This is a genomic window from Bradyrhizobium sp. MI1.10, from assembly GCF_055811035.1.
Window position 1 is genome coordinate 1 of sequence record NZ_JBVVPN010000005.1, and the last position, 25,174, is coordinate 25,174.

Consider the following 25,174-nt stretch of genomic DNA (forward strand, 5'->3'; position numbering starts at 1 on the left):
ATCGGCCTGTTGCACATGAAGCGCATTGCTATCCGCATCCGAATAGGCCGCGACGACGCCGAGGCCGAGCCGCCGCGGGGGGGGGCGCCCCCCCCCCCCCCCCCGGCTCGTCTCACCGAATGCCTTCCGAGGAAAATCTCTTGCGTAAAATCTGCTCTGCCATTGCTGCGATGTTCTTGGTCGCGTCCGGGGGAATTGCCGTCGCGGACGGCTCAGGCGATCCGACTGCCGTCAAGCAGAACGAAACCGGCGAATGGTCCGACAAGGAAGGCAATCCAACCTATAAGATCACCGACGGATCCGTCGACTGGTACACCTATTCCGGATACCGCCGCTATCACTCGGACTGCCATGTGTGTCACGGCCCGGATGGCATGGGCTCGACCTACGCCCCGGCGCTGAAGGATTCGCTGAAGACGATGAGCTATGCCGACTTTCTCGGCGTCGTCGCCTCCGGCCGCAAGAACATCTCGACTGCCGCAGAGAACGTGATGCCGGCTTTCGGCGATAACCCGAACGTCGCCTGCTACATGGACGATCTCTACGTCTATCTGCGCGCCCGATCCAACGAGGCCTGGGGCCGCACAAGACCCGGCAAGCACGAGGACAAGAACGACGCCTATACCAAGAACGAAGATTCGTGCATGGGCAAGAAGTGAACGAGCGGAGCCCGACCAGGACCTGGTTCTTGGCGCCCTGCTGGAATTTGAGGAGCTTAAGATGAAGACACGTGCCGCCGTCGCTTTCGAAGCCAAGAAGCCGCTCGAGATCGTCGAAGTCGATCTGGAAGGACCGAAGGTCGGCGAAGTCCTGGTCGAGGTCAAGGCGACGGGCATCTGCCATACCGACGCCTACACGCTCGACGGCTTCGACAGCGAGGGAATTTTCCCGTCGATCCTGGGCCATGAGGGCGCGGGCATCATTCGCGAGATCGGTCCTGGCGTGACCTCGGTGAAGCCGGGCGACCATGTCATCCCGCTCTACACGCCGGAATGCCGGCAATGCAAAAGCTGCCTTAGCCAGAAGACCAATCTCTGCACCGCGATCCGCGCGACGCAGGGCAAAGGCGTGATGCCCGACGGTACCAGCCGCTTCTCCTACAAGGGCAAGCCGATCTACCACTATATGGGCTGCTCGACCTTCTCGAACTTCACCGTGCTGCCGGAGATCGCGGTCGCCAAGATCCGCGAGGACGCGCCGTTCGACAAGAGCTGCTACATCGGCTGCGGCGTCACCACCGGCGTCGGCGCCGTCGTCAACACCGCCAAGGTCGAGCCGGGCTCCAACGTGGTCGTGTTCGGGCTCGGCGGCATCGGCCTGAACGTGATCCAGGGCGCCAAGATGGCTGGCGCGGACAAGATCATCGGCGTCGACATCAACGACTCCAAGGAGGAATGGGGACGCCGGTTCGGCATGACCGATTTCGTCAATCCCAAGAAGATCACCGGCGACATCGTCCCACATCTCGTGACCCTGACCGACGGCGGCGCCGACTACACCTTCGACTGCACCGGCAACACCACGGTGATGCGCCAGGCGCTGGAGGCCTGCCATCGTGGATGGGGCACCTCGATCATCATCGGCGTTGCCGAATCCGGCAAGGAGATCGCTACCCGCCCGTTCCAGCTCGTCACCGGGCGAAACTGGCGCGGCACCGCCTTCGGCGGCGCGCGGGGCCGCACCGACGTGCCGAAGATCGTCGACTGGTACATGAACGGAAAGATCCAGATCGACCCGATGATTACCCACACGCTCAAGCTCGAAGACATCAACAAAGGCTTCGACCTGATGCATGAGGGTAAATCGATCCGTTCAGTCGTCGTGTTCTAGCTCGAAAAGCGTCACCCCAAGGAGGATCGACCCATGACTGTTGCACTCCATCCCTCGATCGATAACGGCATTAAACAGGGCAGCGGCAGCTTCGCCGGCGGCACGCTCGCATGCAAATGCAGCGACCATCAGGTCAAGGTCGCCGTCAAGGGCGACGTCGCGCATAACCATGCCTGTGGCTGCACCAAGTGCTGGAAACCGCAGGGCGCGAATTTCTCCGTCGTCGCCGTGGTACCCCGCCAGAACGTCACCGTGCTCGAGAACGGCGACAAGCTCCAGATCGTCGATCCATCGGCGGCGATCCAGCGCTACGCCTGCAAGGCCTGCGGCACGCATATGTACGGCCGCATCGAGAACAAGGGTCACCCGTTCTACGGCCTCGATTTCATTCACCCCGAACTGTTCCAGGAGCAGGGTTCGCAGGCGCCGCAATTCGCCGCCTTCGTCTCGTCGGTGATCGAATCGGGCGTGAAGCCGGAGCAGATGGGCGGAATACGGGCTCGGTTCAAGGAGCTTGGACTTGAGCCCTATGACTGCCTGTCGCCGGCGCTGATGGACGCGATCGCGACCCACGTCGCGAAAGCCAAAGCCGCCTGAGCAAAGGCCGCCTGACGTTTGCCGCGCCCCATTCGCTCGCTGGTTCCACCACACCCAGCGAGCGGACGGAGCCGGCCGGGACGATCGCGGCGATGCCGCCGCTTCTCGACTGCACCTGTGTGGGGGCCGTCAGCTCCCTCAGTCCTGGTCACTGAATGACTGCGCAGGGCCACCACTTCCCGCTTGAAGTGCGCGGCGCTTGCGTTTCTCCCTCCCTCGACTGAGGCATCCTGCTTCGTCCGCACAGGTGTTCTGGCGGACGAAGCTTTTTTTCGTTGTCCCCCATATCGAGATGCGCGCGGCGAGATGCGGCGCCCTGCTTTTGACAAACCTTCGTTGCAATCTTTTCCCATCGAGAACAGCTGACTAGAGAACACTTGGCTGTGAATGCTAGACCGAAGCGATCCTTGCTAAGATCGCGACGTGACGATGCCGCGCGAATTCAATAATCAAGAACACGACGGGAGGTATCGAACACATCCGGACATGACATTGGCATTCCTGAGTCCTGCCGGGATCTGCCCGCGCGGGATGACCGCTGGAATGCGACGCCGCGCAGCGGACATTGCACCGACCGGCATCTGGAAAATCTGAAATCAACAAGCTTATGAAGAGCGAGGGACGATCATGATCAAGGTGAAGATCAACGGCCAGGAACAGAGCTGGGACGGCGACCCGGATCTCCCGCTACTCTGGTTCCTGCGCGACGAGGCCGGTCTGACCGGCACCAAGTTCGGCTGTGGCCAGGCCCTGTGCGGCGCCTGCACTGTCATCGTCGACAAGGAAGCCGTGCGCGCCTGCATCACGTCGATCAACGACGTCGCCGGCCGCGAGATCACGACGATCGAGGGACTGCATCCGAACGGTGATCACCCGGTGCAGAAGGCCTGGCGCCAAGTCAACGTTCCCCAATGCGGCTTCTGCCAGGCGGGCCAGATCATGCAGGCGGCTGCGCTGCTGATGGACAACCCAAAGCCGTCGCACGACCAGATCCGCGAAGCGATGTCCGGCAACATCTGCCGCTGCGGCTGCTACCAGCGCATCGAGAATGCGGTCCATCTCGCATCGACGGGAGTGTGACATGAATTTCATCGACAACCCGAAGAAGCTTCGTGGCTTCGAGAAGAACATCAAGGTCGAGAAGGTTTCGCGCCGCAGCATCCTGAAGGGGCTCGGCATCACAGGCGGCTTCGTGCTCGCGGCGCCCGTGATGTCGCGCCAGGCGTTCGCCTACGAGACCGGCGCCGGCAAGATGCCGCACGGCGTCGTGGTCGATCCGCGCGTATTCGTCGCGGTCGCACCCGACGGCACCGTCACCATCCTTGCTCACCGCGCCGAGATGGGCACAGGCGTGCGCACCAGCCTGCCGCTGATCGTGGCCGAGGAGATGGAAGCCGACTGGGCCAGGGTCAAGGTGGAGCAGGCCCATGGCGACGAGGTCAAGTTCGGCAACCAGGACACCGATGGCTCGCGCAGCACGCGGCATTATTTGATGCCGATGCGCCAGATCGGTGCCTCCGCCCGCACCATGCTGGAGCAAGCCGCCGCGAAACGCTGGGGTGTGCCGGCAACCGAGGTCAAGGCCGTCAATCACGAGGTCGTCCACAGCGCAACGAGCCGCAAGCTTGGCTTCGGCGAGCTCGCAGCCGATGCCGCCAAGGAACCGGTGCCGAGCATCGAAGGGCTCAAGCTGAAGGACCCCAAGGACTTCCGCTATCTCGGCAAGGGCCAGATCGGCATCGTCGATCTCCACGACATCACCACCGGCAAGGCGCGTTACGGCGCCGACATCCGGCTGCCTGGCATGAAGTATGCCGTGATCGCGCGCCCGCCAGTGACCGGCGGCAAGCTGGTCTCGTTCGATCCGGACGCGGCGTTGAAGGTCCCCGGTGTCGAGAAGGTGATGCAGGTGCGCGGCTGGCCGTGGCCGTCGAAATTCCAGCCGCTCGGCGGCGTTGCCGTGATTGCGCGCAACACCGGTGCGGCGATCAAGGGACGCGACGCGCTGAAGCTGACCTGGGACGACGGCGCCAACGGCAAATACGATTCCGTCGCCTACCGCAAGGAGCTCGAGGAGGCCTCGCGCAAGCCGGGCCTTGTCGTGCGCCAGGAAGGCGACGCCGAGGCTGCTCTGAAGGGCGCCGACAAGGTCGTCGTCGGCGAATATTATCTGCCGCATCTTGCCCATGTCAGCATGGAGCCGCCGGTGGCGGTCGCCGACGTCAAGGGCGACAAGGCGGAGATCTGGGCGCCGGTGCAGAGCCCGGGCGGCACGCGCGAGGACGTTGCGAAGACGCTCGGCATTCCCGAGGGCAATGTCACCGTCAACGTCACGCTGCTCGGCGGCGGCTTCGGCCGCAAGTCGAAATGCGACTTTGCGCTCGAGGCCGCGCTGCTGTCGAAGGAGCTCGGCGTCCCGGTCAAGGTGCAGTGGACGCGCGAGGACGACGTCCGCCACGATTTCCTGCACACGGTCTCCGTGGAACGGATCGAGGCGGGGCTCGACAAAAGCGGCAAGGTGATCGCGTGGCGCCATCGCAGCGTGGCCCCGAGCATCGGCTCGACGTTTGCGGCAGATGCAAAGCACCAGGCGCCTTTCGAGCTCGGCATGGGCCTCGTCGACATGCCCTTCGAGATCGCCAACATCTCCTGCGAGAACCCGGAGGCCGCGGCGTTCACCCGCATCGGCTGGTTCCGCTCGGTCTCGAACATCCCGCGCGCCTTCGCGGTCCAGTCGATGGTGGGCGAGATCGCCCATGCAACCGGCCGCGACCAGAAGGAGACGCTGCTCGCGCTGATCGGCAGCCCGCGCATCGTCAAGCCCGCAGTGAAGGACATGTGGAACTACGGCGAGCCCTTGGACAGCTATCCAATCGACACCGCGCGCCTGCGCAAGGTGGTCGAGCTGGTCGCCGAGAAAGGCGAATGGGGCCGTCAGGTGCCGAAGGGCCATGGCCTCGGTATCGCCGTGCACCGCAGCTTCGTCAGCTATATCGCGACCATCGTCGAGGTGGCCGTCGACGACAAGGGCAAGCTGACGGTGCCGCGGGTGGACACCGCCATTGACTGCGGCACCTATGTCAACCCGGAGCGCATCGCCTCACAAATCGAGGGCGCGGCGATCATGGGGCTCAGTCTCGCAAAATACGGCGAGATCACCTTCAAGGACGGCAAGGTGCAGCAGAAGAACTTCGACGACTTCCAGGTCCTCAGGATCGATGAATCCCCTGCGGTGACCAACGTCTACATCGTGCCGCCCGGACCCGACACGCCGCCGAGCGGCGTGGGCGAGCCCGGCGTCCCGCCATTCGCGCCGGCGCTGATGAACGCCATCTTCGCCGCGACCGGAAAGCGCATCCGCAGCCTTCCGCTCGGCAAGCAATTGGAAGCATAAAGGCGGGAACACAAGGCGGCCTCGCGCCGTTTGCATTGATCTGACAGGAGCAGATCGATGACCAACATCTCAAGGGCGCTCGCAGTCTCCTTGCTGTCGAGCGCCTTTTTCTTGACTGCCGCAGGCGCATACGCCCAGAGCAACGCCACGCCGCCGACAACGGCGACGCGCCCCAGCACGCCGGACCAGAACTCTCTGCCCAACGCCAATGCCACGCCGCCCTCGACCAGCCAGACCACCGGGCAGCACAATCCCGATCCCAAGGTTCGCGAGATGAACCAGAAGGCAAAGGACAAGGTCGAGCGCGAGGGGAAGTAGCGATCTCGCGCATCGGCGTTTTGACGCCGTGATTGTCGGATCTACTTCTTCGCCGAAGCGCAGCGATATGCCTTCTCCCCTTGCGGGAGAGGGCAGCGACGCCGGTTGCCACGACCCCGCTTGGGTGAGGGGTATGCCTGCGTGAGTCTCGCACATTGTGATGCGCGGATAGAACCCCTCATCCGGCGCTTCGCGCCACCTTCTCCCGCAAGGGGAGAAGGGAGGACGCCGACGCAAAATGCGGCGGACGTTGCCGTCCGCCGCATTTGCCCCCTGACACTCCGCTTCTTTCGATCCGCCAGCGGAGCTTACTTCTTCAGCGCGAACACCCAGATCACGCCGCCCTGCGGCACGTTGGCTTCGATGCCGATATTGTTGGTCACGAGTGCATCCTGGATGCGCTGCGCATCCACGCCCCATCCCGACTGGATCGCGATGTATTGCGTGCCGTCGATCTCATAGGACACCGGCATGCCCATGATGCCGGAGTTGGTCTTCTGCTCCCAGAGCAGCTCGCCACTCTTGGCGTTGAAGGCGCGGAAGTTGCGGTCGTTGGTCCCGCCCACGAAGACGAGATCGCCTGCGGTCGCCGTCACCGATCCGAACAGCTGCGACTTGGGGAAGTTGTGCTGCCACACCTTCTTGCCCGTGGCGGGATCCCAAGCCTGGAGCTCGCCGAAATGATCGGCACCCGGCTTCGTCTTCAGGCCGATGTCCTCCGGCTTGGTGCCGAGCCAGAGCTCGCCGGGCTTGAGCGGAACCTTCTCGCCGGTGAACCCACCGCAGAAATTCTCGTTGGCGGGCACGTAGACGAGGCCGGTCTTCTGGCTGTAGGCCGCCGACGGCCAATCCTTGCCGCCCCACAGCGATGGACAGAACTCCACGCGCTTGCCGACCACGGGCTTGTGCGCGGGATCGACGATCGGCCTGCCGCTCTCGGCGTCGATGCCCTTCCAGACGTCAGTGGAGACGAACGGCCAGCCGGCGACGTAGTTGATTTTGGTCGGCGTGCGCTCGAGTATCCAGAAGATCGCATCGCGTCCCGGATGGACCAGGCTCTTGATGTTGCGGCCGTCGCGTTGCAGGTCGATCAACATCGGCGCTTCGACTTCGTCCCAGTCCCAGGAATCGTTCTGGTGATACTGGTGATGGGTCTTGATCTTGCCGGTGTTCGGATCGAGCGCGAGCACCGAGGAGGTATAGAGATTGTCGCCGGGATGCATCTCGCCGGGCCACGGCGCGGCGTTGCCGACGCCCCAATAGATCGTCTTGGTGTCCTTGTCGTAATTACCGGTCATCCAGGCCGAGCCGCCGCCGTTCTTCCAGTCCTCGCCCTGCCAGGTGTCGTGGCCGGGTTCGCCTTCGCCCGGGATGGTATAGGTCCGCCACAGCTCCTTGCCGTCCTTGGCATCGTAGGCGGCGACATAGCCGCGCACGCCGAACTCGCCGCCGGAGCCGCCCACGATGACCTTGCCGTCGACGATCAGCGGCATCAGGGTCATGTACTGGCCCTTCTTGTAGTCCTGCACCTTGGTGTCCCACACCACCTTGCCGGTCTTGGCATCGAGCGCGACGACATGGTCGTCTGTGGTGGCGAGATAGAGCTTGTCCTCCCATAGGCCGACGCCGCGGCTGGTCGGATGCAACTGGAATAGGTCGTCGGGAAGCTGCCGCTTGTAGCGCCAATATTCGTCGCCCGTTTTGGCGTTCAGCGCGATCACCTGCCCCATCGGGGTCGCAACGAACATCACGCCGTTGTTGACGATCGGCGGCGCCTCGTGACCTTCGACCACGCCGGTCGCGAAGGTCCAGACCGGGGTGAGGTTCTTCACATTCGAGGTGTTGATCTGGTCGAGCGGGCTGTAGCCCTGCCCGTCATAGGTCCGCCGGTAGAGCATCCAATTGGCGGGTTCCGGGTTTTCCAACCGCTGCGCGGTGACCGGCGCGTAGTTCTCGATCTGGCCTGATACGGCGGCGGTCGAGGCAAGAGTCGATGCAAGACACGTGAAGGCGACGAAGCCGGACAGTAACCACTGCTTCCTGGTCATGGCGTTCCCCTTTTTCATCCGTTTTGAATTCTTGTTTTGAATTCTTGTCGTTCGTCCCGTCGTCCACCCATCGGCGGATGCGGTCTCTCATGACGCGGGCACAACCCGCACGCCCATCATCCCGGCTGCGCGCCACCTACCTTTCCGACGAAGTTTCCGGCGACGCTGAGCGAGCCGTCAGCCAGCGCCAGCGGCAGCGCAGCGAGCCGTCGCGGCGCCGGCCCGAACACGACCTGCGCGCCCGCGCGAGGATCGTATTCGGAGTTGTGGCACATGCATTTGAGCACTTCCTTGTCGCCGACATCGCTCTTCACCCACGCCGTGACAGGACAGCCGGCATGCGAGCAGATTGCCGAATAGGCGAGGATGCCGTCGACGGCGCGCGCTTTTGTCTGCTCGTCGAGCTCGGCGGGGTCGAGGCGGATGATCAAGATCTCGTTGAGGCGCGAGGCGCTGCGCACGACCGATGTCTTTGGATCTTTCGGCCAGGCATGCACCGGCGGTCCGCCGGCCGACAGAGCGGCCGCGGTGACGGGCTTTCCCTCCTGATCGCCTTCGGAGAACACGAGCAGATCGCCCTTCTGAGGCCGCTCGTCGGAGCCGGGCCCATCCTCGCCCGCGTGGACCTGCGTGGAACAGGCGAAGCACGCCGTGGTGGCCAGCGCACTCTTCAAGAGTGCCCGCCGGGTTTGCTCCGTGCAAGCGTCAGCTTCGGATTCCGCTGTGTTGTCGGAGGATGAAGAGGATGGGTTGAACGATGCACTCGACATGTTCACAAGCAGGCGCTGGAACTCTGCCGAAAAAAAGGCAAAGATTTTTTCCCGCAGTGCATCACACGGTTATGCTCGCACTGATTGAACGCGAACACGCGCATTTGCGCGCATTTTTCTAATTGCAACGTCACGCTACGCGACCGGCATGATGATTTTGCAGATCAGATCAATGCTGCCGGTATTGGTGCAATGCGCCGACGCTCGGCGCGATCGTAGCGCCATCAATGCGGCTGCGCATTTCTCAGGCAGGCATTCTGTATTCTAGGAGCGGAGCACGTGACGCGGCGCAGCGATGCGTCCGGCCAAGGTCGCCGACGCCATCTCGAAACTGTCGGCGATGCGGCGCGCCCTGTCGATGAACAGCGCGGCTGCCTGCGGCGGGCAGACCTCGCGCGCGGTCTGTTCAAACAAATCGAGCCAGCGGTCGAAATGATCCCCGACCAGGTTCAGTGGCATATGCGCCCGCATCGGCGAACCATGGTAGCGGCCGCTCATCAGCACGACCGACGACCAGAAATCCCGGAGCTTGGCCAGATGCTCGTCCCAATTCTGCACGATCGCGAACACCGGCCCCAGCAGCGCATCCTCGCGGACGCGGCCATAGAAACGGGTCACGAGTTCCCCGATCATCTCTTCGGTGATCCCCGTGCGCTCGATCGCGTCCTGGGTCAGCAAATTCCGCCGCGCGGCCGCAGCCTCGCGCTCGGCCTTCAGTCGATCCGACATGTCCCTTGTTATCCGTTCCGTTGTTCCCGCAGGACGCCCGTTCGACATTGTCAGGCCGATTGCGCGCGGCGTCTTTGTCGCAGCGCAAATCGCGGGGGCCGGCGGCGAGCACTCAACGCCCGCCGCCTGCGCCATTGTCAGGCGCCGTAGGTGTAAAAGCCCTGCCCCGTCTTGCGGCCGAGATGGCCGGCGTCGACCATTTCCTTGAGCAGGGGAGCTGGACGGTATTTGGGGTCGTTGAAGCCTTTATAAAAGACCTCCATCACCGACAACATGGTGTCGAGCCCGACGAGATCGGCGAGCGCCAGCGGCCCGATCGGATGGTTGCAGCCGAGCTTCATGCCGGCATCGATCTCTTCCGCCGTCGCAATCCCCTCCTGCAGCGCGAAGATCGCCTCGTTGATCATCGGGCACAGGATGCGGTTGACGGCAAAGCCCGGGCTGTTCTTGGCCGTGATCGCCACCTTGCCGACGCGCTTGGCGAAATCGAGCGCCTTGGCGTGGGTGTCGTCGGAAGTCTGCAAGCCGCGGATGAGCTCCAGCAGCGCCATGACCGGAACCGGATTGAAGAAGTGCATGCCGATGAAGCGGTCGGGGCGGTCGGTCGCGGCGGCGAGCTTCGTGATCGAGATCGACGAGGTGTTCGTGGCGAGCAGCGTGCGCGGCGACAGCGTCGCACAGAGATCCTTCAGGATCTTGACCTTGAGTTCCTCGTTCTCGGTCGCGGCCTCGATGACGAGATCGCAATCGACGAGCTTGGCGCGATCGGTGGTGCCGGTGATGCGCTTGAGCGTGGCGTCGCGATCGCCCGCCGACATCTTCTCCTTCTTGACCAGGCGCTCGAGGCTGCCGCCGACCGTCGAAATCCCGCGGTTCACCGCCGCATCGGAAATATCGACCATCACGACCGAAAGCCCGGCCGCGGCACAAATCTGCGCGATGCCGTTCCCCATGGTCCCTGCCCCGATGATGCCAACGGTTTGGATCATTGCCTCAAATCCTTTATCCTTACGGACGTGCCCTACCGGCCCCGCCCCATTGTTCCTGCATCAGGGTCTAGCACCGCCCCCGGGCGGGTGCGACCTGATCTTGTCCCTTCCTTAAAGCATCCAAGGCGGGAATAAAGCCGCCTTTCGGTCGCGAAACGACATGATTTGGCGACCTCCTGGCCTGTTTGGCCCGGCCATCCGCGGCATCCCGTCTCCGGGAGCGCCGAGCGTTCGGGAGCACCGGGCTCAAGGTGGGCGCGCCTCAACCGAGACGAAGCACCTTGCCCGGATTCATGATGTTCTTGGGATCGAGCGCCCGCTTGATCGTGCGCATGATGTCGAGCTCGATCCGGGAGCGATAGTGCTGGAGCTCGTCGAGCTTCTCGATGCCGATGCCATGTTCCGCCGAGATCGAGCCGCCCATCGAGGTGACGAGGTCGTTGACGGCCCGTGTGATCGCCGCGGAGTACTGGTTGAGCGTATCGAGGTCCATGCCCTTCGGACCCATGAAGGAGAAGTGCACATTGCCGTCTCCGATATGGCCGAGCGGATAGGGGCGGATCGCCGGCAGGATGGCGAGCACGGCCTCGAGACCGCTGTCGATAAACTCGGGAATCCTGGAGACCGCGACGGACACGTCGTAGCTCAAGCCCGGCCCTTCGGTGCGCGATGCCTCGGCCACGCTCTCGCGAATCCGCCACATGTTGCGCGACTGCGTTTCGGTTTGCGCGATCACCGCATCCAGCACCCGGCCGGCCGCGAGTTGGTCGGCCAGGAACTGCTCCATCCTGTCCGACATGCCCGTGCCTCCGTCCTGCCGTGGCCGAGCCGACGACCATTCGAGAAGGAGATACCATTCGGTCTCAGCCTTGAGAGGATCCTGAGTGCCGGGAATGTGGCGCAGCACCATGTCGGTGCACGCACGGCTGATGAGCTCACAGGAGCCGACATTGTCATCGGAAGCGGCATGCGCCTCCGACAGAAGGTCGATGGCAGCCTTGGGATCGCGGATTGCAAGCCATGCCGTGCATACGTCTTTCGGCGCTGGCCAGAGTTTCAGCACCGCCTTGGTGATGATGCCGAGCGTCCCTTCGGCGCCCATGAACAGATGCTTGAGGTCATAGCCGGTGTTGTCCTTCTTGAGCGCACGCAGGCCGTCCCAGATATCGCCATTAGCCAGCACGACCTCCAGACCCAACACCAGATTTCGCGCATTGCCATAACGCAGCACCTGCACGCCGCCGGCATTGGTCGACAGATTGCCTCCGATCATGCACGAGCCCTGAGCACCGAGGCTGAGCGGAAAGAGCCGGTCGTGGCGCGCGGCTGTGTCCTGAAGCGTCTCGAGGATGCAGCCTGCCTCCACAGTCATGGCATAGCCGACGGGATCGATATTCAACACCTGGTTCATGCGACCGAGCGACAGCACGATGCCGCGGTGCATGGGCCACGGCGTAGCGCCGCCCATCAGGCCGGTGTTGCCACCTTGCGGAACGATGGCAATGCCGTTGTCGTAGCAGAGCTTGACGACAGCGGAGACTTCCGTGGTGCTGGCCGGACGCACGACCGCCGCCGCCTGCCCCGCCAACTCGCCGCGCCAGTCGGTCACGAAGGGCAGCTTGTCCTGCTCGTCCAGGATCAGGCCTTTGTCGCCGACGATGGCCCGCAAGCGGTCGAGAACGGCTGAGGTCACTGGCGCGGTCGGAATCGAGGGAGCGGTGGGAAGGGCTGCACCCGGCATGTGTTCCTCTCTTTTCGGCCGTTCCGCGCCTGGGGCGCGTCAGCCTTCGTTCTTGTTTTCATTCTGGGCGGTGGTGCGATGACCCTAGCATAGGGGGCGCGCTTGGGAACGTCTCCGGCAGTAAGCCTCGTGCAGATTTGCCTGGGATTGCTGAATGCAGGCGCACTTCCGCGGAGCTCCCGTATACCCTACTGTGCCCGATCACATTCGGATTGGAGATCATGAGCCGTTTCTGGAGTCCGGTCGTCCACACGCTTTCGCCCTACGTCCCCGGCGAGCAGCCCAAGCAGGACGGCATCGTTAAGCTCAATACCAACGAGAATCCCTACCCGCCCTCGCCGCGCGTGCTGGCGGCGATCGCAGCGGCCGTGGAGCGGCTGCGCCTTTATCCCGATCCGCGCGCAACGCGCCTGCGTGAGGCGATCGCGGCCCATTGCGATGTGGCGCCCGAGCAAGTGTTCGTCGGCAACGGCTCCGACGAGGTTCTGGCCCACACCTTCCAGGCGCTTCTGAAGCACGAACCACCGCTTCTATTCCCCGACGTCACCTACAGCTTCTACCCTGTTTATTGCGGCCTCTATGGAATAACGCATGACGAGGTGCCGCTCGATGCTGCGATGAGGATCGATATCTCCGACTACAGGCGGCCATCGAGTGCCATCCTCCTCTGCAATCCGAACGCTCCTACCGGCATTGCCCTTCAGCGCGACGCAATCGCATCGCTGCTCGCCGAACAGCCGGACCGGCTGGTGGTGGTGGACGAGGCCTATGTCGATTTCGGCGCCGAGAGCGCCGTGCCGCTGGTTGCACGCCACGACAATCTGCTGGTCATCCAGACCTTCTCGAAGTCGCGCTCGCTCGCTGGCCTGCGGGTTGGTTTTGCCATCGGCCAACGACCGCTGATCGAAGCGCTGGAACGCGTGAAGGACAGCTTCAACTCCTATCCCGTCGATTGCCTCGCGATCGCCGGCGCCGCCGCCGCCATCGAGGACGACGGCTGGTTCCGAGACACCCGTGCCCGTATCATCGCGAGCCGCGAAACCTTGGCCCGCGACCTCAGACAACTCGGCTTCGAGGTGTTGCCGTCGCTCGCCAGCTTCGTCTTCGCGCGCCATCGAAGCCGGAGCGGAGCAGATCTCGCGGCAGCGCTTCGCCAGCGTGGCGTTCTGGTCCGGCATTTCGGCAAGCCACGCATCGAGAACTTCCTGCGCATCACGGTCGGAACGGAGGCAGAGTGTGCCCGGCTTATTGAAGTGCTGCGCGGCTTGATCTGAGCCCCGACGGTCCCCGCATCGGGCAAAGTCAAAACGATGAGGCCGAACGCCACCTCGTGCCATGCTGCGCAAGGCTTTGATTTCCGGTCCAATTCGGGTTACCAAACCGCTCCGCCGCCTGCTTTGCAGGACGATCCCCTCAGGGAAATAAACGTGAATCACCTCCGCAGTCCCGAAATCGGCGCACGCGAGACATCGCGGCGGGCGCCGAAGCTCAGGCACGGATGAACGACTTCGCGCGATCCGTCGGCGCCGCGTTCACGCTGATCGGCGAGGCCGATGCGGAGCTTCTGGCCATCGTCGGGCTGTCGGTGCGCGTCAGCCTCACCGCCAGCATCCTCGCGCTTCTGATCGGGGCGCCGTTCGGGGCGCTGCTTGCGATCACCCGGTTCCGCGGGCGGCAGGTCATCATCGTCCTCACCAATGCCTTGCTTGGTCTTCCGCCGGTCGTGGTCGGGCTCGCACTCTATCTTTTGCTGTCACGATCCGGCCCGTTCGGGGCCGCCGGCCTGTTGTTTACGCCAACGGCCATGGTGATTGCGCAATCGCTGCTCGCAACACCGATCGTGGTTGCACTCGTCCACCGGCCGGCGAGCCTGCTGTGGGCGGAGTATGGCGACCTGGCGCGGATCGACGGGCTGTCGACGTTGCGCAGCATCGGCTTGCTGTTCGCGCTGGGCCGGACCTCGCTGCTGACGGCCTTTCTAGCAGCCTTCGGGCGCGCGATCGCGGAGGTTGGCGCCATCCTCATCGTCGGCGGCAACATCCGCGGTTTCACGCGCACGATGACGACGGCGATCGCGCTGGAGACCAGCAAGGGCGACCTGCCGCTGGCGCTCGGGCTCGGGCTGATCCTGCTCGCACTCAGCGTCGCAGTGTCCACCGTCGCCTTCCTGCTAGTGGGACGCGTTGGGGAAAAATAGCTGCTCGCCCCCGACCTTGTAGCCGGCGATGGCCTCCTGCCCCCCAGGAGAGATCAGCCAGTCGATGAAGGCCTGCCCGTCCTGCGCCTTCACGTTCGCATGCTTGGCCGGATTGACCAGCATGACGCCGTACTGGTTGAACAGCCGCTTGTCGCCTTCCGTCAGGACGGTAAGCTCGCCGCGGTTCTTGAATGACAACCAGGTGCCGCGGTCAGACAGCAGATAGGCATTGGACGACGACGCCATGTTCAGTGCCGGGCCCATGCCCTGACCGATCTCGCGATACCAGCCGTCCTTGGCGGCACCGAGGTCGATGCCTGCCTCCTTCCACAGCCGTAGCTCGGCCGCGTGCGTGCCGGACTTGTCGCCGCGCGAGATGAACGGCGCCTTCGCGGCGGCGATCTTGCGCAGCGCATCGGCCACGTCCTTGCCGCCGGCGATCTTCGCGGGATCGCTCTTCGGCCCGACAATGACGAAGTCGTTGTACATGACATCAAAGCGCTTCACGCCCTCCCCTTCGGACATGAACTTGTCCTCGGCGGGCCTGTCATGGACGAACACGACGTCTGCATCGCCGCGCCGCCCGATGTCGAGCGCCTGGCCCGTACCGACGGCAACGACCTTCACGTCGATGCCCGCGGCCTTCGAGAACAGCGGCAGCAAGTAACCGAACAGCCCCGACTGTTCCGTCGACGTCGTCGAGGCCACGGTGATGGCGCGCTCCTGCGCGACTGCGATCGTGGACCAGAGCAGAATCGCTCCGAGAGTCATTATCTTTTTCATGCCTCGTCCTTACACCAGATGCCCGATGTTCCAAACTCTACCGTCGATAGAGCCGTACAGGGAACCTCGACAAGCACCGCAACGTGCTTGGTCATGATCCTCGCGACGCTTCCCTGTGAGGAACGTCCGCTCCGCGCGCAAGTTGTCTTCAAGTCAACCCAGGAGGAAACCAGATGAAGAAGATCATTTTGGCATCCGCATGCATCATGGCGCTGGCGACCGGCGGCGCCTTTGCGCAGACACAACCCGCCCCAGGCGCATCCGGCCATGGCGACGTCGGCCCTTCGTCGCGGGGCCCCGCGACCAAGGGCATGACGACCGGCGCGTCGTCGAACATGCAGAACGAGGCCGCCGACAGCAAGGGCAAGCAGACTCCGTCGGCCGGCGGCAGCAACACGAACAACATGGGCAGCCAGGCCGGCGGCGGCGCGGGCTCCGGAAAGTAGGCTTGCATCGATCGGAAGTCCGGAGAGGGGCGATCGTCCCCTCTCCAAGAGTCTTCGTGCCGCCAAAGCTCGCCGATGTCATACGCGAAGGTCTTGGTGTCGAACGAAGCGTGTTGGCGGGGCTGCAGCTTGACTAAAGTCACGCCGGCTAACTCGCAGCCGCGCGCTCTAAAGGCTTGGATGTTCTGCAATTGGTCCCACCTACATTGACATCAGTGTGACAGCCGGGGATTTTTACATTGCTGGCGAATCAGCGATGGCCTCAAGCCGAGTACCTCTTGGACAACTCCCAGTGCTTTCGAGACTGATATCGTTGCTGCGCCGCATCCCCGCGGTGAAATGGGCGTTGACCCGGCTTCGGCCTGCGCCGCACGGCGGCAGCATCGCGGTCGCGCCTGATACCGCAGACGCCTCATCCGCCATTGTTGCTGACATTGCAGTAGCCGCGGAGGTTCTCGACACCAGCATCGGCGTGGATACGTCGCACTGCGACGCCGCGGTCGCGGCTTCGGCCGAAGACGACAGCGCCAGCCCTGTCATCGCGGAGAGCCCGTCGGAAGCGGCAGCCGATATCAGCGGCAGCGACGAATCCTCCCGGGAGACGGCGGCGGGCGTCGAGCCGGTCGTCGTGGAGGAAGCGTCGGTCGCGACCATCGAGGTCGTGCGCGAGCCGGTCGACGTCCCCGAACTCATCATCAACAGCGATCTATCTTCCGAACTCGCGGACGGCGTTGAGCCCGTTGTCGCGGAGGAGGCCTCGTCCGCCGATGCCGCGGTCGAGATCGTCCCGGTTGATGCCCCCGCTCTCGCCGCCAACGACGAGCATTCCGCTACCGTCGACGTGGATACTCGCTCAACTCTTGACGATGCGTGTGTGGCGCTTGCCGATCGCGAAATCTCGGCGGAGCATGTCGCTGAGGATAGCATCGACAGCGATTCCTCCCCCAGCGCCGCGAAAGTCGCCGACGACACGCCCAGCGTCGTCACGGATGTTGCGCCGGAGCCGGCCCTCGAGGCCCCCGCTCCGGAGATCACTGGCGCACCGAAGATTCGTGCAAAGATCGCAGAACCCGCCGACCGCGCCGCGCTGATCCGGCAGCGCTGGGCGGAGACCGGGATCAGGATGTGGAATCCGCGGCTTCACGGCGCCGGTGATGCCACGCTGAACATCCAGGGGAGCGTCGGGCTGCTGCCGCCGGCGCCCGGCGAGACGATGCCGCGCTACGACAAGCTGGAATTCAGGATGCTCGGCGGACAGATCGTTTGCGAGGGCGTGATTGTCGAAGCACCCGCGCATGCAAGCCAGCGCAGTTTTACGCGGCTCGCCGAGCCGGGCAAACCCGACCGGGTCCGCGAACCAATGCGGGAACGCCAGGCCGCTCTCGCCTGACCCTTTATGCCTTTCGCTTAGGGAATAGGATAGCCCTTCCAGACCCACTCCAGCGCCGACGGCAGCGTCTGCGCGATCGTGGGGCGGTCGACGTGCTTGGCGTTGCGCACGAACAGAAACTGATAGTGGTAGCCCTTCTCGGCCAGCACCTTGGCCATCAGCGCGTTGGAGAGGGTCCAGTCGTGCATGCCGTCGGGAATGGTGGGGTTCGGATAGAACAGGTCCTGGTCGCCGCCGAAGAACCAGAAGCGGATCGGCTTGGCCGGCGCAGCGACGATCAGCGGCACGCCGGGCGGCTCGGCCGGCGTGAGCACGCCAGCCTTGGAAATGAGATTGGGTGTGGCCGGCCCCGTCCATGCGCTGTGATATTCCCAGGCGCCGCCGCGCAGCGACGGGTCGTGCGGCCATTGCTGGTTGACCATGGTCGGCGAGAACGCCAGCACGCGGTGATAGAGATCGGGATAGAACCACGCCATGGTGAAGGCTGCCACACCGCTCGAACTCAGCCCCATGGTCGCACGCCCATCGGGATTTCTGGTCAGCTTGACGTCGGCATTCTTTTCGACCAGCGGCAGCACTTCACGCTCGACGAACTGCGCGTAGGCCCCTGACACCGCGTCATATTCGCGGCCGCGCTGACTGCCCTGCGCGTCCTGCCCGCCATTGCCGATCTGGATCGCGATCATCGGCGGCACGCGCCGCCGCGCGATCAGATTGTCGAGCGTAGTGGCGAGATCCTTGTAGGCGTTCGAGCCGCCGTCGCCGACCACGATGAACGGCGCCTCGGTGCCGCGCACATATTGCGCCGGCACATAGACGTCGATGGTGCGCGACCAGACGCCGGGATGGCTGGTGGTGACGATCATGTGCGACTTGTCCTCCGGCGCCGTGACGGTCGTCATGATCGAGGAGTTGGTGCAGCCGGCGACGTCGTCGCGGATCAAGCCGGGATTGTAGATGGTGCTCTCCTTCGACGGCAGCGTGAAGGATTTTGTCGTCCCGCGCGGCACACCCTCCCTCGCGATCGTCTCCGGCGCAGGATTGTGGGTGGGGCCGATGATAAAATTGCCCTCGGCACCCGGTGGCGGCAGCGTTCCGTCAGGAAGCTCGGTCGCGCGCGGGTAATTGGGATTGGATGGATCGCGCGTCGGAGGCGCCGTCTTGAAATCGAGACCCGTCGTATCGATAAAGAACGGGGCCGCCTTGTCGGTGCTGTTGGCCCCAGGCGGCATCACCATGTTCTGGGTGACGCAGGCCGGCTGCGAGTAGGCAATTGAAGTGAAGGAGACGAGGAAACTCAGCGTCCCCGCAAGGACGGAGGATGATCTGGTCATTTCAGCTCCCGATGCCGACGAGTCTTTCTGGCTCGCCTTGGGGCAAAGTATGGCGAGCCGACTGCGCGCGGTCAAACCCCAACCGGCCGCGTTGCAGCGATGGCCGCCATGCTCAAAACGGACGGGCACGGTTATTCCGCGCATGCCACGACATTTTTCAGACATGTGGCCGTTGCTGCCGCACCTCGCACGACGTAGCTTGCCGGCCGGCCGCGCGAAGGCCGCGCCCGATCAAGACGACAAGAACAATCTGCAAGAACAATCTGGGAGACAAACGATGAAAAAGCTCAGGGCCGCGCTCTGTGCATTGGCGTTCCTCGCAACCGGCGCGCAGGCGCAGACCGTCAAGGATTTCATTGCGGCGGTCACCAAGAAATGGACCACGCCGTTCGAGCCGTTCCAGCTGATCGGCAACATCTACTATGTCGGCAGTGACGGCATCGCCGTCTACATCATCAAGACCTCACAGGGCCTGATCCTGATGGATACGGCGCTTCCGGAATCCACCGGCATGATCAAGGACAACATTGGCAAGCTCGGTCTCAAGGTCTCCGACATCAAGATCATCCTCAATACGCACGCGCATTTCGACCACACCGGCGGCTTCGCCGAGATCAAGAAGGAGACCGGTGCACAGCTCGTGGCCGGTGAACGCGACAAGCCGCTGCTGGAGGGCGGCTATTATCCTGGCGACGAGAAGAACGAGGATCTCGCCTTCCCCACAGTGAAGGTCGATCGCGCCGTGAAGGAAGGCGACCAGGTCACGCTCGGCGACACCACGTTGACCGCGCATGCGACTCCTGGCCACTCGCCGGGCTGCACGAGCTGGGAAATGACCGTCAAGGACGGCAATCAGGACCGCAAGGTGCTGTTCTTCTGTAGCGGCACGGTGGCTCTTAACAAGCTGGTCGGCCAGCCGACCCATGCCGGAATCGTCGACGACTACCGTGCGACCTACGCCAAGGTGAAGGCGATGAAGATCGACGTGCTGCTCGGGCCGCATCCGGAGGTCTATGGCATGCAGGCCAAGCGTGCCGAAATGAAGGACGGCGCACCGAACCCGTTCGTCAAGCCGGGTGAGCTCGCAGCCTACGCCACAACCCTGTCGGAGGATTTCGACAAGCAGCTCGCCAAGCAGACCGCCGCGCTCGAGAAGAAATAGCGGTCATCCGGGCATCCGCACACCTTTCCTCGACAAAGAGAGGTGTGCGAGCAGATCGCCTCGCACCATTGGCGATGCGACAGAATGCTGCGCCGACACCGATGGTTAGCAGAGCGTCACCAACGTTTTTGCGGTCTTTTGCAATCGATACGCTCGTTTTCGCCGCCACATATCGTTAACCCGGCCTCACCAATGCAGGCGGCCGGAAAACTCCCGGTAGCGTACAACCTTCGCCGGCTTTTCCTGCGAGACCCGCCTAACGCGACCTTTACCCTCGCCGTGCAACATCCCCAGCGTTTTGAAGGGGATCCGGGGCTCGTATTGCAATGCCTGTCACCAATTTGAAGTCTCATCTCGCCGCCGCGTTGCAGCTGTTTCGCGTGCCCGCTGACCCCGACCTCACGCGCGCGCAATTCGACGCCTTCTCCAAGCAGATCCCGTTGCTCTATTTCATCCTCATGAGCAACACGATCGCTGTCGCCTATACCTATGTGAGCGTGGCGCCGGACTGGTTGACGCTCATCGTGCCATCCGTGCTGACCGCGCTCGCGGCGCTTCGCACCTTCTGGTGGCTGCGCCAACGGCACCTCGTGCGCACCGATGCCGACATCCTACGCAATCTGCGCGCCACCAACTGGATGACATTGCCGATCGGCGCGGGCTTCACAGTCTGGTCCTTCGCGCTCTACCCTTACGGCGACCCCTTCGCCAAGAGCCAGGTTGCCTTTTACATGGCGGTGACCGTGATCGGCTGCATCTTCTCGCTGATGCATCTGCGCTCGGCGGCACTGATCGTGACGCTGGTCGTCGACGTGCCCTATGTGCTGTTCTTCTGGGCCACCGGCGAGCCGACGCTGAAGGCGATCGCCGTCAACAATCTGCTCGTGTCGGGGGCGATGGTGACGGTGCTGTTCATCTACTATCGCGACTTCGCCGATCTCGTCGCGAGCCGCAAATCGCTGCTGGCGCAGCAGGCGGCGACCCAAGCCCTCTCGGACGAGAACTTCCGCCTCGCCAACCTCGATTCCCTGACCGAACTGCCGAACCGCCGCCGCTTCTTCGCCGAGCTGTCGAGCGCGTTCACCGATGCCGAGCGCAGGAACGTTCGCGTCGCGGTCGGGATCATCGACCTCGATGGCTTCAAGCCGATCAACGACAATTACGGCCATTCGGTCGGCGACCGCGTTCTGATCGAGGCGGGCCGGCGCATCCGCGAAGTCTGCGAGGGCTTCGGCCCGCAGCGGGTGGAATTCGCCAGGCTCGGCGGCGACGAGTTCGGCCTCGTCGTGTGCGGCGACCCTGACGATGCGAATCTGATGCGGCTCGGCGAACGCGTTGGTGACCAGGTCAAGCTGCCCTACCAGCTCGACACCGCCCATACCGGGCTGTCCTGCTCGATCGGCTTCGCGCTATTCCCGCAATCGGCAACGACGGCGGAAGCGCTCTATGAATGCGCCGACTATTCACTTTATCACGCCAAGCGCCATCTGCGCGGCCGCACCGTGATCTTCTCGGGCGAGCTCGAGGCCGAGATCCGCAGCCGCGGCGTCATCGAGAATTTGCTGCGCACCGCCGATTTCAGCACCGAGATGGACTTGGTGTTCCAGCCGATCGTGGACGCCATGAGCGAGCACACCGCCGGCTTCGAGGTTCTGGCGCGCTGGCGCAGCTCCCGCCTCGGCCTGGTTTCGCCGGCCGACTTCATTCCCGCCGCCGAGCGCATCGGCCTGATCCGGCCGCTGACGCAGGCGCTGCTGGTGCGCGCGCTCGCGACGGCCAGGACCTGGCCCGACCACATCCGCCTGTCGTTCAACCTGTCCGCCCACGACATCTGCTCACCCGAGGGCGTCCTGCCTCTGATCACCATCGTGGAGAAGAGCGGGTTGCCGCCGCACCGGATCGATTTCGAGATCACCGAGACCGCCGTCACCTTCGATTTCGTACGCGCGCAGCAGTCGATCGCGGCATTGAAGGCGATGGGCTGCGGCATTTCGCTGGACGATTTCGGCACCGGCTATTCCTCGCTGAGCCACGTGCACTGGCTCCCGCTCGACAAGATCAAGATCGACCGCAGCTTCATCGCCGACGTCAATGACAATGCAGTGAGCCACAAGATCATCAAGTCCCTCACAGGCCTCTGTGACGACATGGAGATCGCCTGCGTCGCCGAGGGCGTCGAGACCCGCGCTCAGCTCGACACCCTGCGCCGGCTGGGATGCGACTTCATCCAGGGCTACTACTTCGCCAAGCCCATGCACGGCGACGCGATCGACGAGTATCTCGCAAAGGAACGCCAGCGCCTTGGCGGCGCCGGAGCCAGGGTCGTGGCCTGAGTCGCGCCTGGACTAGCGCAGGCTCGGCAGATCGAGCCCCTTGTCGCGGGCACATTCGATCGCGGTGTCGTAGCCGGCGTCGGCGTGGCGCATGACGCCGCTGGCAGGGTCGTTCCAGAGAACGCGCGCGATCCGCTTCGCCGCCTCCGGCGTCCCGTCGGCGACGATCACCATGCCGGCATGCTGGGAATAGCCGATGCCGACGCCGCCGCCATGATGCAGCGACACCCAGGTCGCGCCGCTGGCACAATTGAGCAGCGCGTTGAGCAAGGGCCAGTCGGACACGGCGTCCGACCCGTCCTTCATCGCTTCGGTTTCGCGGTTGGGGCTCGCCACCGAGCCGCTGTCGAGATGATCGCGCCCGATCACGATGGGGGCCTTCAATTCGCCGCGCGCTACCATCTCGTTGAAGGCAAGGCCCAGGCGATCGCGATCGCCGAGCCCGACCCAGCAGATCCGCGCCGGCAGGCCCTGAAACTTGATGCGCTCCCTGGCCATGTCGAGCCAATTGTGCAGGTGCTTGTCGTCAGGCATCAGCTCCTTGACCTTGGCGTCGGTCTTGAAGATGTCCTCGGGATCTCCCGACAGCGCCGCCCAGCGGAACGGCCCGACGCCGCGGCAGAACAACGGACGGATATAGGCGGGGACAAAGCCCGGAAAATCGAAGGCATTCTTCAGGCCCATGTCCTGGGCCATCTGGCGGATGTTGTTGCCGTAGTCGAGGGTCGGGATGCCTTGCGCATGGAAATCCAGCATGGCCTGGACGTGCTCGACCATCGAGGTTTTCGAGGCGCGCTCCACGGCCTTGGGGTCGGCGGCGCGCGTGGCTTCCCACTCCGCGAGCGTCCAGCCCTTCGGCAAATAGCCGTTGATCGGATCGTGCGCGCTGGTCTGGTCGGTGACGATATCGGGCCTGACGCCGCAGCGGACCAGCTCGGGAAAAATCTCCGCGGCATTGCCGAGCAGACCGACCGAGACCGCCTTCTTCGTCTTGGCCGCCTCCGCCGTGATCGCAAGTGCCTCGTCGAGCGTGGCGGCCTGGCGATCGAGATAACCGGTGCGCAGACGCATCTCGATGCGGCTCGGCTGGCATTCGACTGCCAGCATCGAGGCTCCCGCCATGGTCGCAGCCAGCGGCTGCGCGCCGCCCATGCCGCCGAGACCGGCCGTCAGAATCCATTTGCCGGCGAGGCTGCCGCCGTAATGGCGACGCCCGACCTCAACAAAAGTCTCGTAGGTGCCCTGCACGATGCCCTGGCTGCCGATATAGATCCAGGAACCCGCCGTCATCTGGCCGTACATCATCAGGCCCTTGCGATCGAGCTCGTTGAAATGATCGAGCGTCGCCCAGTGCGGCACGATGTTGGAGTTGGCGATCAGGACGCGCGGCGCGTCAGCATGGGTGCGGAACACGCCGACCGGCTTGCCGGACTGGACCAGCAGCGTCTCGTCGGCTTCGAGCTTGCGCAACGTCGCAATGATCCGGTCAAAGCTCTCCCAGTCGCGCGCGGCGCGGCCGATGCCGCCATAGACCACGAGCTCGCTCGGACGTTCTGCAACGTCGGGATCGAGATTGTTCATGAGCATGCGCAAGGGCGCTTCCGTCAGCCAGCTCTTGGCGCTGATTTCGCTGCCGCGGGGCGCGCGGATGGTGCGGTCATTGTCCAGTCGGCGGTTCATGCGGAACACCTCGTCAGGCAAGCGTCGGAAACGGGTCGGTTGAAAGTACGGCGAGCGCCGCAGCCGGCAGCGCGTCGGCCTCGATCATCGCTGCAGCCTTGGCGAGATCGCCGGCCATGTAGCGGTCTGCGCCGAGCGGCGCTACCTGCTCGCGCAGTGCCGCAATGACGGCAACGAGCGGCGCACTCGTCGCATGCGGCGCGCGTAGCGTGATGCCCTGGGCGGCGACCAGGAACTCGATGCCGAGGATGGCAGCGAGATTGTCGGCCATATCGGACAGCCGCCGTGCGGCATGCGCGGCCATCGAGACGTGGTCTTCCTGGTTGGCACTGGTCGGCGTCGAGTCGATCGAGCAGGCGGCCGCGCGCTGCTTGTTCTCGGCATAGAGCGCGGCCGCCGTCACCTCGGCGATCATGAAGCCGGAATTGATACCGGGATCGGGAGTGAGGAACGGCGGCAGGCCGAAATTGAGCGCGGGATCGACCAGCGTCGCGATGCGCCGCTCGCTGATCGCACCGATTTCCGACAGCGCAAGCGCGATGGTATCCGCGGCAAAGGCCACCGGTTCGGCATGGAAGTTTCCGCCGGAGACGATCTCGCCGGTCTCGACCAGCACGAGCGGATTGTCGGTGACGGCATTGGCCTCGACGATCAGCGTCCGCGCCGCCTGCACGATCAGGTCGAGCGCCGCGCCCGCGACCTGCGGCTGGCAGCGCAGGCAATAGGGATCCTGCACGCGCTCGTCGCCTTCGAGATGCGACAGGCGGATGTCGCTGCCCTCGAGCAGCGCCATCAAGGCTGCCGCGGCCGCGATCTGTCCCGAATGGCCGCGCAGCGCCTGGATTTCGGGGCGGAACGGCGCCGTCGAGGCCATCGCCGCATCGACCGACAGCGCGCCGGTGACGAGCGCGGCGCGGGCCAGGCGAAATGCGCGCAGCACGCCGGAGACGGCGTAGGCAGTGGAGAATTGCGTGCCGTTGATCAGCGCGAGCCCTTCCTTGGGACCGAGCGTCAGTGGCGGCAGGCCGGCCGCGGCGAGCGCCTCGCGGCCCGATACGATCTTGCCATCGACGATCGCCTGCCCTTCGCCGATCATCACGGCGGTCATATGCGCGAGCGGCGCGAGGTCACCGGAAGCGCCGACCGAACCCTGCTGCGGCACCAGCGGTGAGACGCGCCGCGCCAGCATGGCCTGCAGCTGCTCGATCACCTCGCGGCGCACGCCGGAGGCGCCGCGCCCGAGCGAGATGATCTTCAGTGCCATCATCAGGCGGACGATGGGCTCGGGCGTCGCCGCACCGACGCCGCAGCAATGCGAGACGATGAGGTTGCGCTGGAGCAGCGCGGTCTGGTCCGGCGGAATGCGCTTCGAGGCAAGTTTGCCGAAGCCGGTGTTGATCCCGTACACGGGAGCGTCGGCGCGCGCTTCTCCG

At 64.2% G+C, this 25,174-nt stretch carries 20 protein-coding genes and 1 pseudogene; 12 read left to right on the forward strand and 9 right to left on the reverse strand.

Annotation, left to right across the window (positions count from 1 at the left end; all coding sequences use genetic code 11):
• The first annotated feature begins 170 nt into the window (after positions 1 to 170).
• From AC0L3K_RS07115 to AC0L3K_RS07140, 6 genes are all read left to right on the forward strand, one after another.
• Positions 171 to 659 (forward strand): c-type cytochrome, methanol metabolism-related, encoded by a 489-nt coding sequence (locus tag AC0L3K_RS07115; protein ID WP_007601366.1) that lies wholly within the window; start codon positions 171 to 173, stop codon positions 657 to 659.
• A 61-nt stretch (positions 660 to 720) separates the two neighbouring features.
• A complete protein-coding gene (locus AC0L3K_RS07120) occupies positions 721 to 1,830 on the forward strand; it encodes an S-(hydroxymethyl)glutathione dehydrogenase/class III alcohol dehydrogenase (RefSeq protein ID WP_007601365.1) in 1,110 nt (369 codons plus the stop codon).
• Between the two features lie 33 nt (positions 1,831 to 1,863).
• Entirely contained in the window at positions 1,864 to 2,427 is a 564-nt protein-coding gene (gene gfa, locus AC0L3K_RS07125; RefSeq protein WP_473365664.1) for an S-(hydroxymethyl)glutathione synthase, read from the forward strand.
• A 627-nt stretch (positions 2,428 to 3,054) separates the two neighbouring features.
• Entirely contained in the window at positions 3,055 to 3,507 is a 453-nt protein-coding gene (locus AC0L3K_RS07130; protein ID WP_007601363.1) for a (2Fe-2S)-binding protein, read from the forward strand.
• 1 nt (position 3,508) lies between these two features.
• Positions 3,509 to 5,821 (forward strand): xanthine dehydrogenase family protein molybdopterin-binding subunit, encoded by a 2,313-nt coding sequence (locus AC0L3K_RS07135; RefSeq protein ID WP_473365665.1) that lies wholly within the window; start codon positions 3,509 to 3,511, stop codon positions 5,819 to 5,821.
• A 57-nt stretch (positions 5,822 to 5,878) separates the two neighbouring features.
• Positions 5,879 to 6,139 carry a hypothetical protein gene (locus AC0L3K_RS07140; protein ID WP_354201189.1) on the forward strand — a complete coding sequence of 87 codons (261 nt, stop codon included), beginning with the start codon at positions 5,879 to 5,881 and terminating at the stop codon, positions 6,137 to 6,139.
• 308 nt (positions 6,140 to 6,447) lie between these two features.
• Here the strand turns inward: AC0L3K_RS07140 and AC0L3K_RS07145 are convergent, their stop codons facing one another.
• The 5 genes from AC0L3K_RS07145 to AC0L3K_RS07165 all read right to left on the reverse strand — a co-directional run bounded on the left by AC0L3K_RS07145 (position 6,448) and on the right by AC0L3K_RS07165 (position 12,416).
• The gene (locus AC0L3K_RS07145) at positions 6,448 to 8,187 is read right to left on the reverse strand and encodes a methanol/ethanol family PQQ-dependent dehydrogenase (protein WP_354201190.1); all 1,740 of its coding nucleotides are present in this window, start codon (positions 8,185 to 8,187) and stop codon (positions 6,448 to 6,450) included.
• Positions 8,188 to 8,303: 116 nt separating this feature from the next.
• Positions 8,304 to 8,957: a QcrA and Rieske domain-containing protein gene (locus tag AC0L3K_RS07150; protein ID WP_473365666.1), complete on the reverse strand. Its 654-nt coding sequence runs from the start codon at positions 8,955 to 8,957 to the stop codon at positions 8,304 to 8,306.
• A gap of 264 nt (positions 8,958 to 9,221) precedes the next feature.
• Positions 9,222 to 9,686: a group III truncated hemoglobin gene (locus AC0L3K_RS07155; protein WP_007601358.1), complete on the reverse strand. Its 465-nt coding sequence runs from the start codon at positions 9,684 to 9,686 to the stop codon at positions 9,222 to 9,224.
• A 137-nt stretch (positions 9,687 to 9,823) separates the two neighbouring features.
• On the reverse strand, positions 9,824 to 10,675 hold the full coding sequence (locus AC0L3K_RS07160) for a 3-hydroxybutyryl-CoA dehydrogenase (protein WP_007612992.1): 852 nt from the start codon (positions 10,673 to 10,675) through the stop codon (positions 9,824 to 9,826).
• 262 nt (positions 10,676 to 10,937) lie between these two features.
• On the reverse strand, positions 10,938 to 12,416 hold the full coding sequence (locus AC0L3K_RS07165; RefSeq protein WP_473365667.1) for an FAD-binding oxidoreductase: 1,479 nt from the start codon (positions 12,414 to 12,416) through the stop codon (positions 10,938 to 10,940).
• Between the two features lie 221 nt (positions 12,417 to 12,637).
• Between AC0L3K_RS07165 and hisC the strand changes: the two genes are divergently transcribed.
• Together hisC and AC0L3K_RS07175 are read left to right on the forward strand one after the other, a co-directional pair.
• Positions 12,638 to 13,690 (forward strand): histidinol-phosphate transaminase, encoded by a 1,053-nt coding sequence (gene hisC, locus AC0L3K_RS07170; RefSeq protein ID WP_473365668.1) that lies wholly within the window; start codon positions 12,638 to 12,640, stop codon positions 13,688 to 13,690.
• A 224-nt stretch (positions 13,691 to 13,914) separates the two neighbouring features.
• Positions 13,915 to 14,613, forward strand: coding sequence for an ABC transporter permease (locus AC0L3K_RS07175; RefSeq protein ID WP_007601350.1), 699 nt, complete (start codon positions 13,915 to 13,917; stop codon positions 14,611 to 14,613).
• Here AC0L3K_RS07175 and AC0L3K_RS07180 read toward each other — a convergent pair.
• Entirely contained in the window at positions 14,587 to 15,396 is an 810-nt protein-coding gene (locus AC0L3K_RS07180) for an ABC transporter substrate-binding protein (RefSeq protein ID WP_007601348.1), read from the reverse strand. The genes AC0L3K_RS07175 and AC0L3K_RS07180 overlap by 27 nt on opposite strands.
• A gap of 173 nt (positions 15,397 to 15,569) precedes the next feature.
• Here AC0L3K_RS07180 and AC0L3K_RS07185 point away from each other — a divergent pair, with 173 nt between their 5' ends.
• Together AC0L3K_RS07185 and AC0L3K_RS07190 are read left to right on the forward strand one after the other, a co-directional pair.
• A complete protein-coding gene (locus tag AC0L3K_RS07185; RefSeq protein ID WP_007601345.1) occupies positions 15,570 to 15,842 on the forward strand; it encodes a hypothetical protein in 273 nt (90 codons plus the stop codon).
• A gap of 292 nt (positions 15,843 to 16,134) precedes the next feature.
• Positions 16,135 to 17,232, forward strand: a complete 1,098-nt coding sequence (locus AC0L3K_RS07190; protein ID WP_473365669.1) for a hypothetical protein — start codon at positions 16,135 to 16,137, stop codon at positions 17,230 to 17,232.
• Between the two features lie 17 nt (positions 17,233 to 17,249).
• Here the strand turns inward: AC0L3K_RS07190 and AC0L3K_RS07195 are convergent, their stop codons facing one another.
• Positions 17,250 to 18,566: an alpha/beta hydrolase gene (locus AC0L3K_RS07195; protein WP_473365670.1), complete on the reverse strand. Its 1,317-nt coding sequence runs from the start codon at positions 18,564 to 18,566 to the stop codon at positions 17,250 to 17,252.
• Positions 18,567 to 18,843: 277 nt separating this feature from the next.
• Between AC0L3K_RS07195 and blaBJP the strand changes: the two genes are divergently transcribed.
• A complete protein-coding gene (gene blaBJP, locus AC0L3K_RS07200; protein WP_473365671.1) occupies positions 18,844 to 19,728 on the forward strand; it encodes a BJP family subclass B3 metallo-beta-lactamase in 885 nt (294 codons plus the stop codon).
• Between the two features lie 326 nt (positions 19,729 to 20,054).
• Positions 20,055 to 22,061: a putative bifunctional diguanylate cyclase/phosphodiesterase gene (locus tag AC0L3K_RS07205; protein ID WP_473365672.1), complete on the forward strand. Its 2,007-nt coding sequence runs from the start codon at positions 20,055 to 20,057 to the stop codon at positions 22,059 to 22,061.
• Between the two features lie 12 nt (positions 22,062 to 22,073).
• Here the strand turns inward: AC0L3K_RS07205 and hutU are convergent, their stop codons facing one another.
• On the reverse strand, positions 22,074 to 23,741 hold the full coding sequence (gene hutU, locus AC0L3K_RS07210) for a urocanate hydratase (protein WP_473365673.1): 1,668 nt from the start codon (positions 23,739 to 23,741) through the stop codon (positions 22,074 to 22,076).
• Between the two features lie 13 nt (positions 23,742 to 23,754).
• Positions 23,755 to 25,167 (reverse strand): annotated as a pseudogene (gene hutH, locus AC0L3K_RS07215) (histidine ammonia-lyase); the annotation flags it as partial.
• Positions 25,168 to 25,174 lie beyond the last annotated feature (7 nt).

Excerpts from the sequence above, each read along its gene's own strand:
- hisC (WP_473365668.1), top strand. The coding sequence starts at position 12,638 with ATGAGCCGTTTCTGGAGTCCGGTCGTCCACACGCTTTCGCCCTACGTC.
- AC0L3K_RS07175 (WP_007601350.1), top strand. The coding sequence starts at position 13,915 with ATGAACGACTTCGCGCGATCCGTCGGCGCCGCGTTCACGCTGATCGGC.
- AC0L3K_RS07120 (WP_007601365.1), top strand. The coding sequence starts at position 721 with ATGAAGACACGTGCCGCCGTCGCTTTCGAAGCCAAGAAGCCGCTCGAG.
- AC0L3K_RS07135 (WP_473365665.1), top strand. The coding sequence starts at position 3,509 with ATGAATTTCATCGACAACCCGAAGAAGCTTCGTGGCTTCGAGAAGAAC.
- hutU (WP_473365673.1), bottom strand. The coding sequence starts at position 23,741 with ATGAACCGCCGACTGGACAATGACCGCACCATCCGCGCGCCCCGCGGC.
- AC0L3K_RS07130 (WP_007601363.1), top strand. The coding sequence starts at position 3,055 with ATGATCAAGGTGAAGATCAACGGCCAGGAACAGAGCTGGGACGGCGAC.
- AC0L3K_RS07185 (WP_007601345.1), top strand. The coding sequence starts at position 15,570 with ATGAAGAAGATCATTTTGGCATCCGCATGCATCATGGCGCTGGCGACC.
- AC0L3K_RS07140 (WP_354201189.1), top strand. The coding sequence starts at position 5,879 with ATGACCAACATCTCAAGGGCGCTCGCAGTCTCCTTGCTGTCGAGCGCC.
- AC0L3K_RS07165 (WP_473365667.1), bottom strand. The coding sequence starts at position 12,416 with ATGCCGGGTGCAGCCCTTCCCACCGCTCCCTCGATTCCGACCGCGCCA.
- AC0L3K_RS07145 (WP_354201190.1), bottom strand. The coding sequence starts at position 8,187 with ATGACCAGGAAGCAGTGGTTACTGTCCGGCTTCGTCGCCTTCACGTGT.
- AC0L3K_RS07180 (WP_007601348.1), bottom strand. The coding sequence starts at position 15,396 with ATGAAAAAGATAATGACTCTCGGAGCGATTCTGCTCTGGTCCACGATC.
- AC0L3K_RS07205 (WP_473365672.1), top strand. The coding sequence starts at position 20,055 with ATGCCTGTCACCAATTTGAAGTCTCATCTCGCCGCCGCGTTGCAGCTG.
- gfa (WP_473365664.1), top strand. The coding sequence starts at position 1,864 with ATGACTGTTGCACTCCATCCCTCGATCGATAACGGCATTAAACAGGGC.
- AC0L3K_RS07155 (WP_007601358.1), bottom strand. The coding sequence starts at position 9,686 with ATGTCGGATCGACTGAAGGCCGAGCGCGAGGCTGCGGCCGCGCGGCGG.
- AC0L3K_RS07195 (WP_473365670.1), bottom strand. The coding sequence starts at position 18,566 with ATGACCAGATCATCCTCCGTCCTTGCGGGGACGCTGAGTTTCCTCGTC.
- AC0L3K_RS07150 (WP_473365666.1), bottom strand. The coding sequence starts at position 8,957 with ATGTCGAGTGCATCGTTCAACCCATCCTCTTCATCCTCCGACAACACA.
- AC0L3K_RS07160 (WP_007612992.1), bottom strand. The coding sequence starts at position 10,675 with ATGATCCAAACCGTTGGCATCATCGGGGCAGGGACCATGGGGAACGGC.
- blaBJP (WP_473365671.1), top strand. The coding sequence starts at position 18,844 with ATGAAAAAGCTCAGGGCCGCGCTCTGTGCATTGGCGTTCCTCGCAACC.
- AC0L3K_RS07115 (WP_007601366.1), top strand. The coding sequence starts at position 171 with ATGTTCTTGGTCGCGTCCGGGGGAATTGCCGTCGCGGACGGCTCAGGC.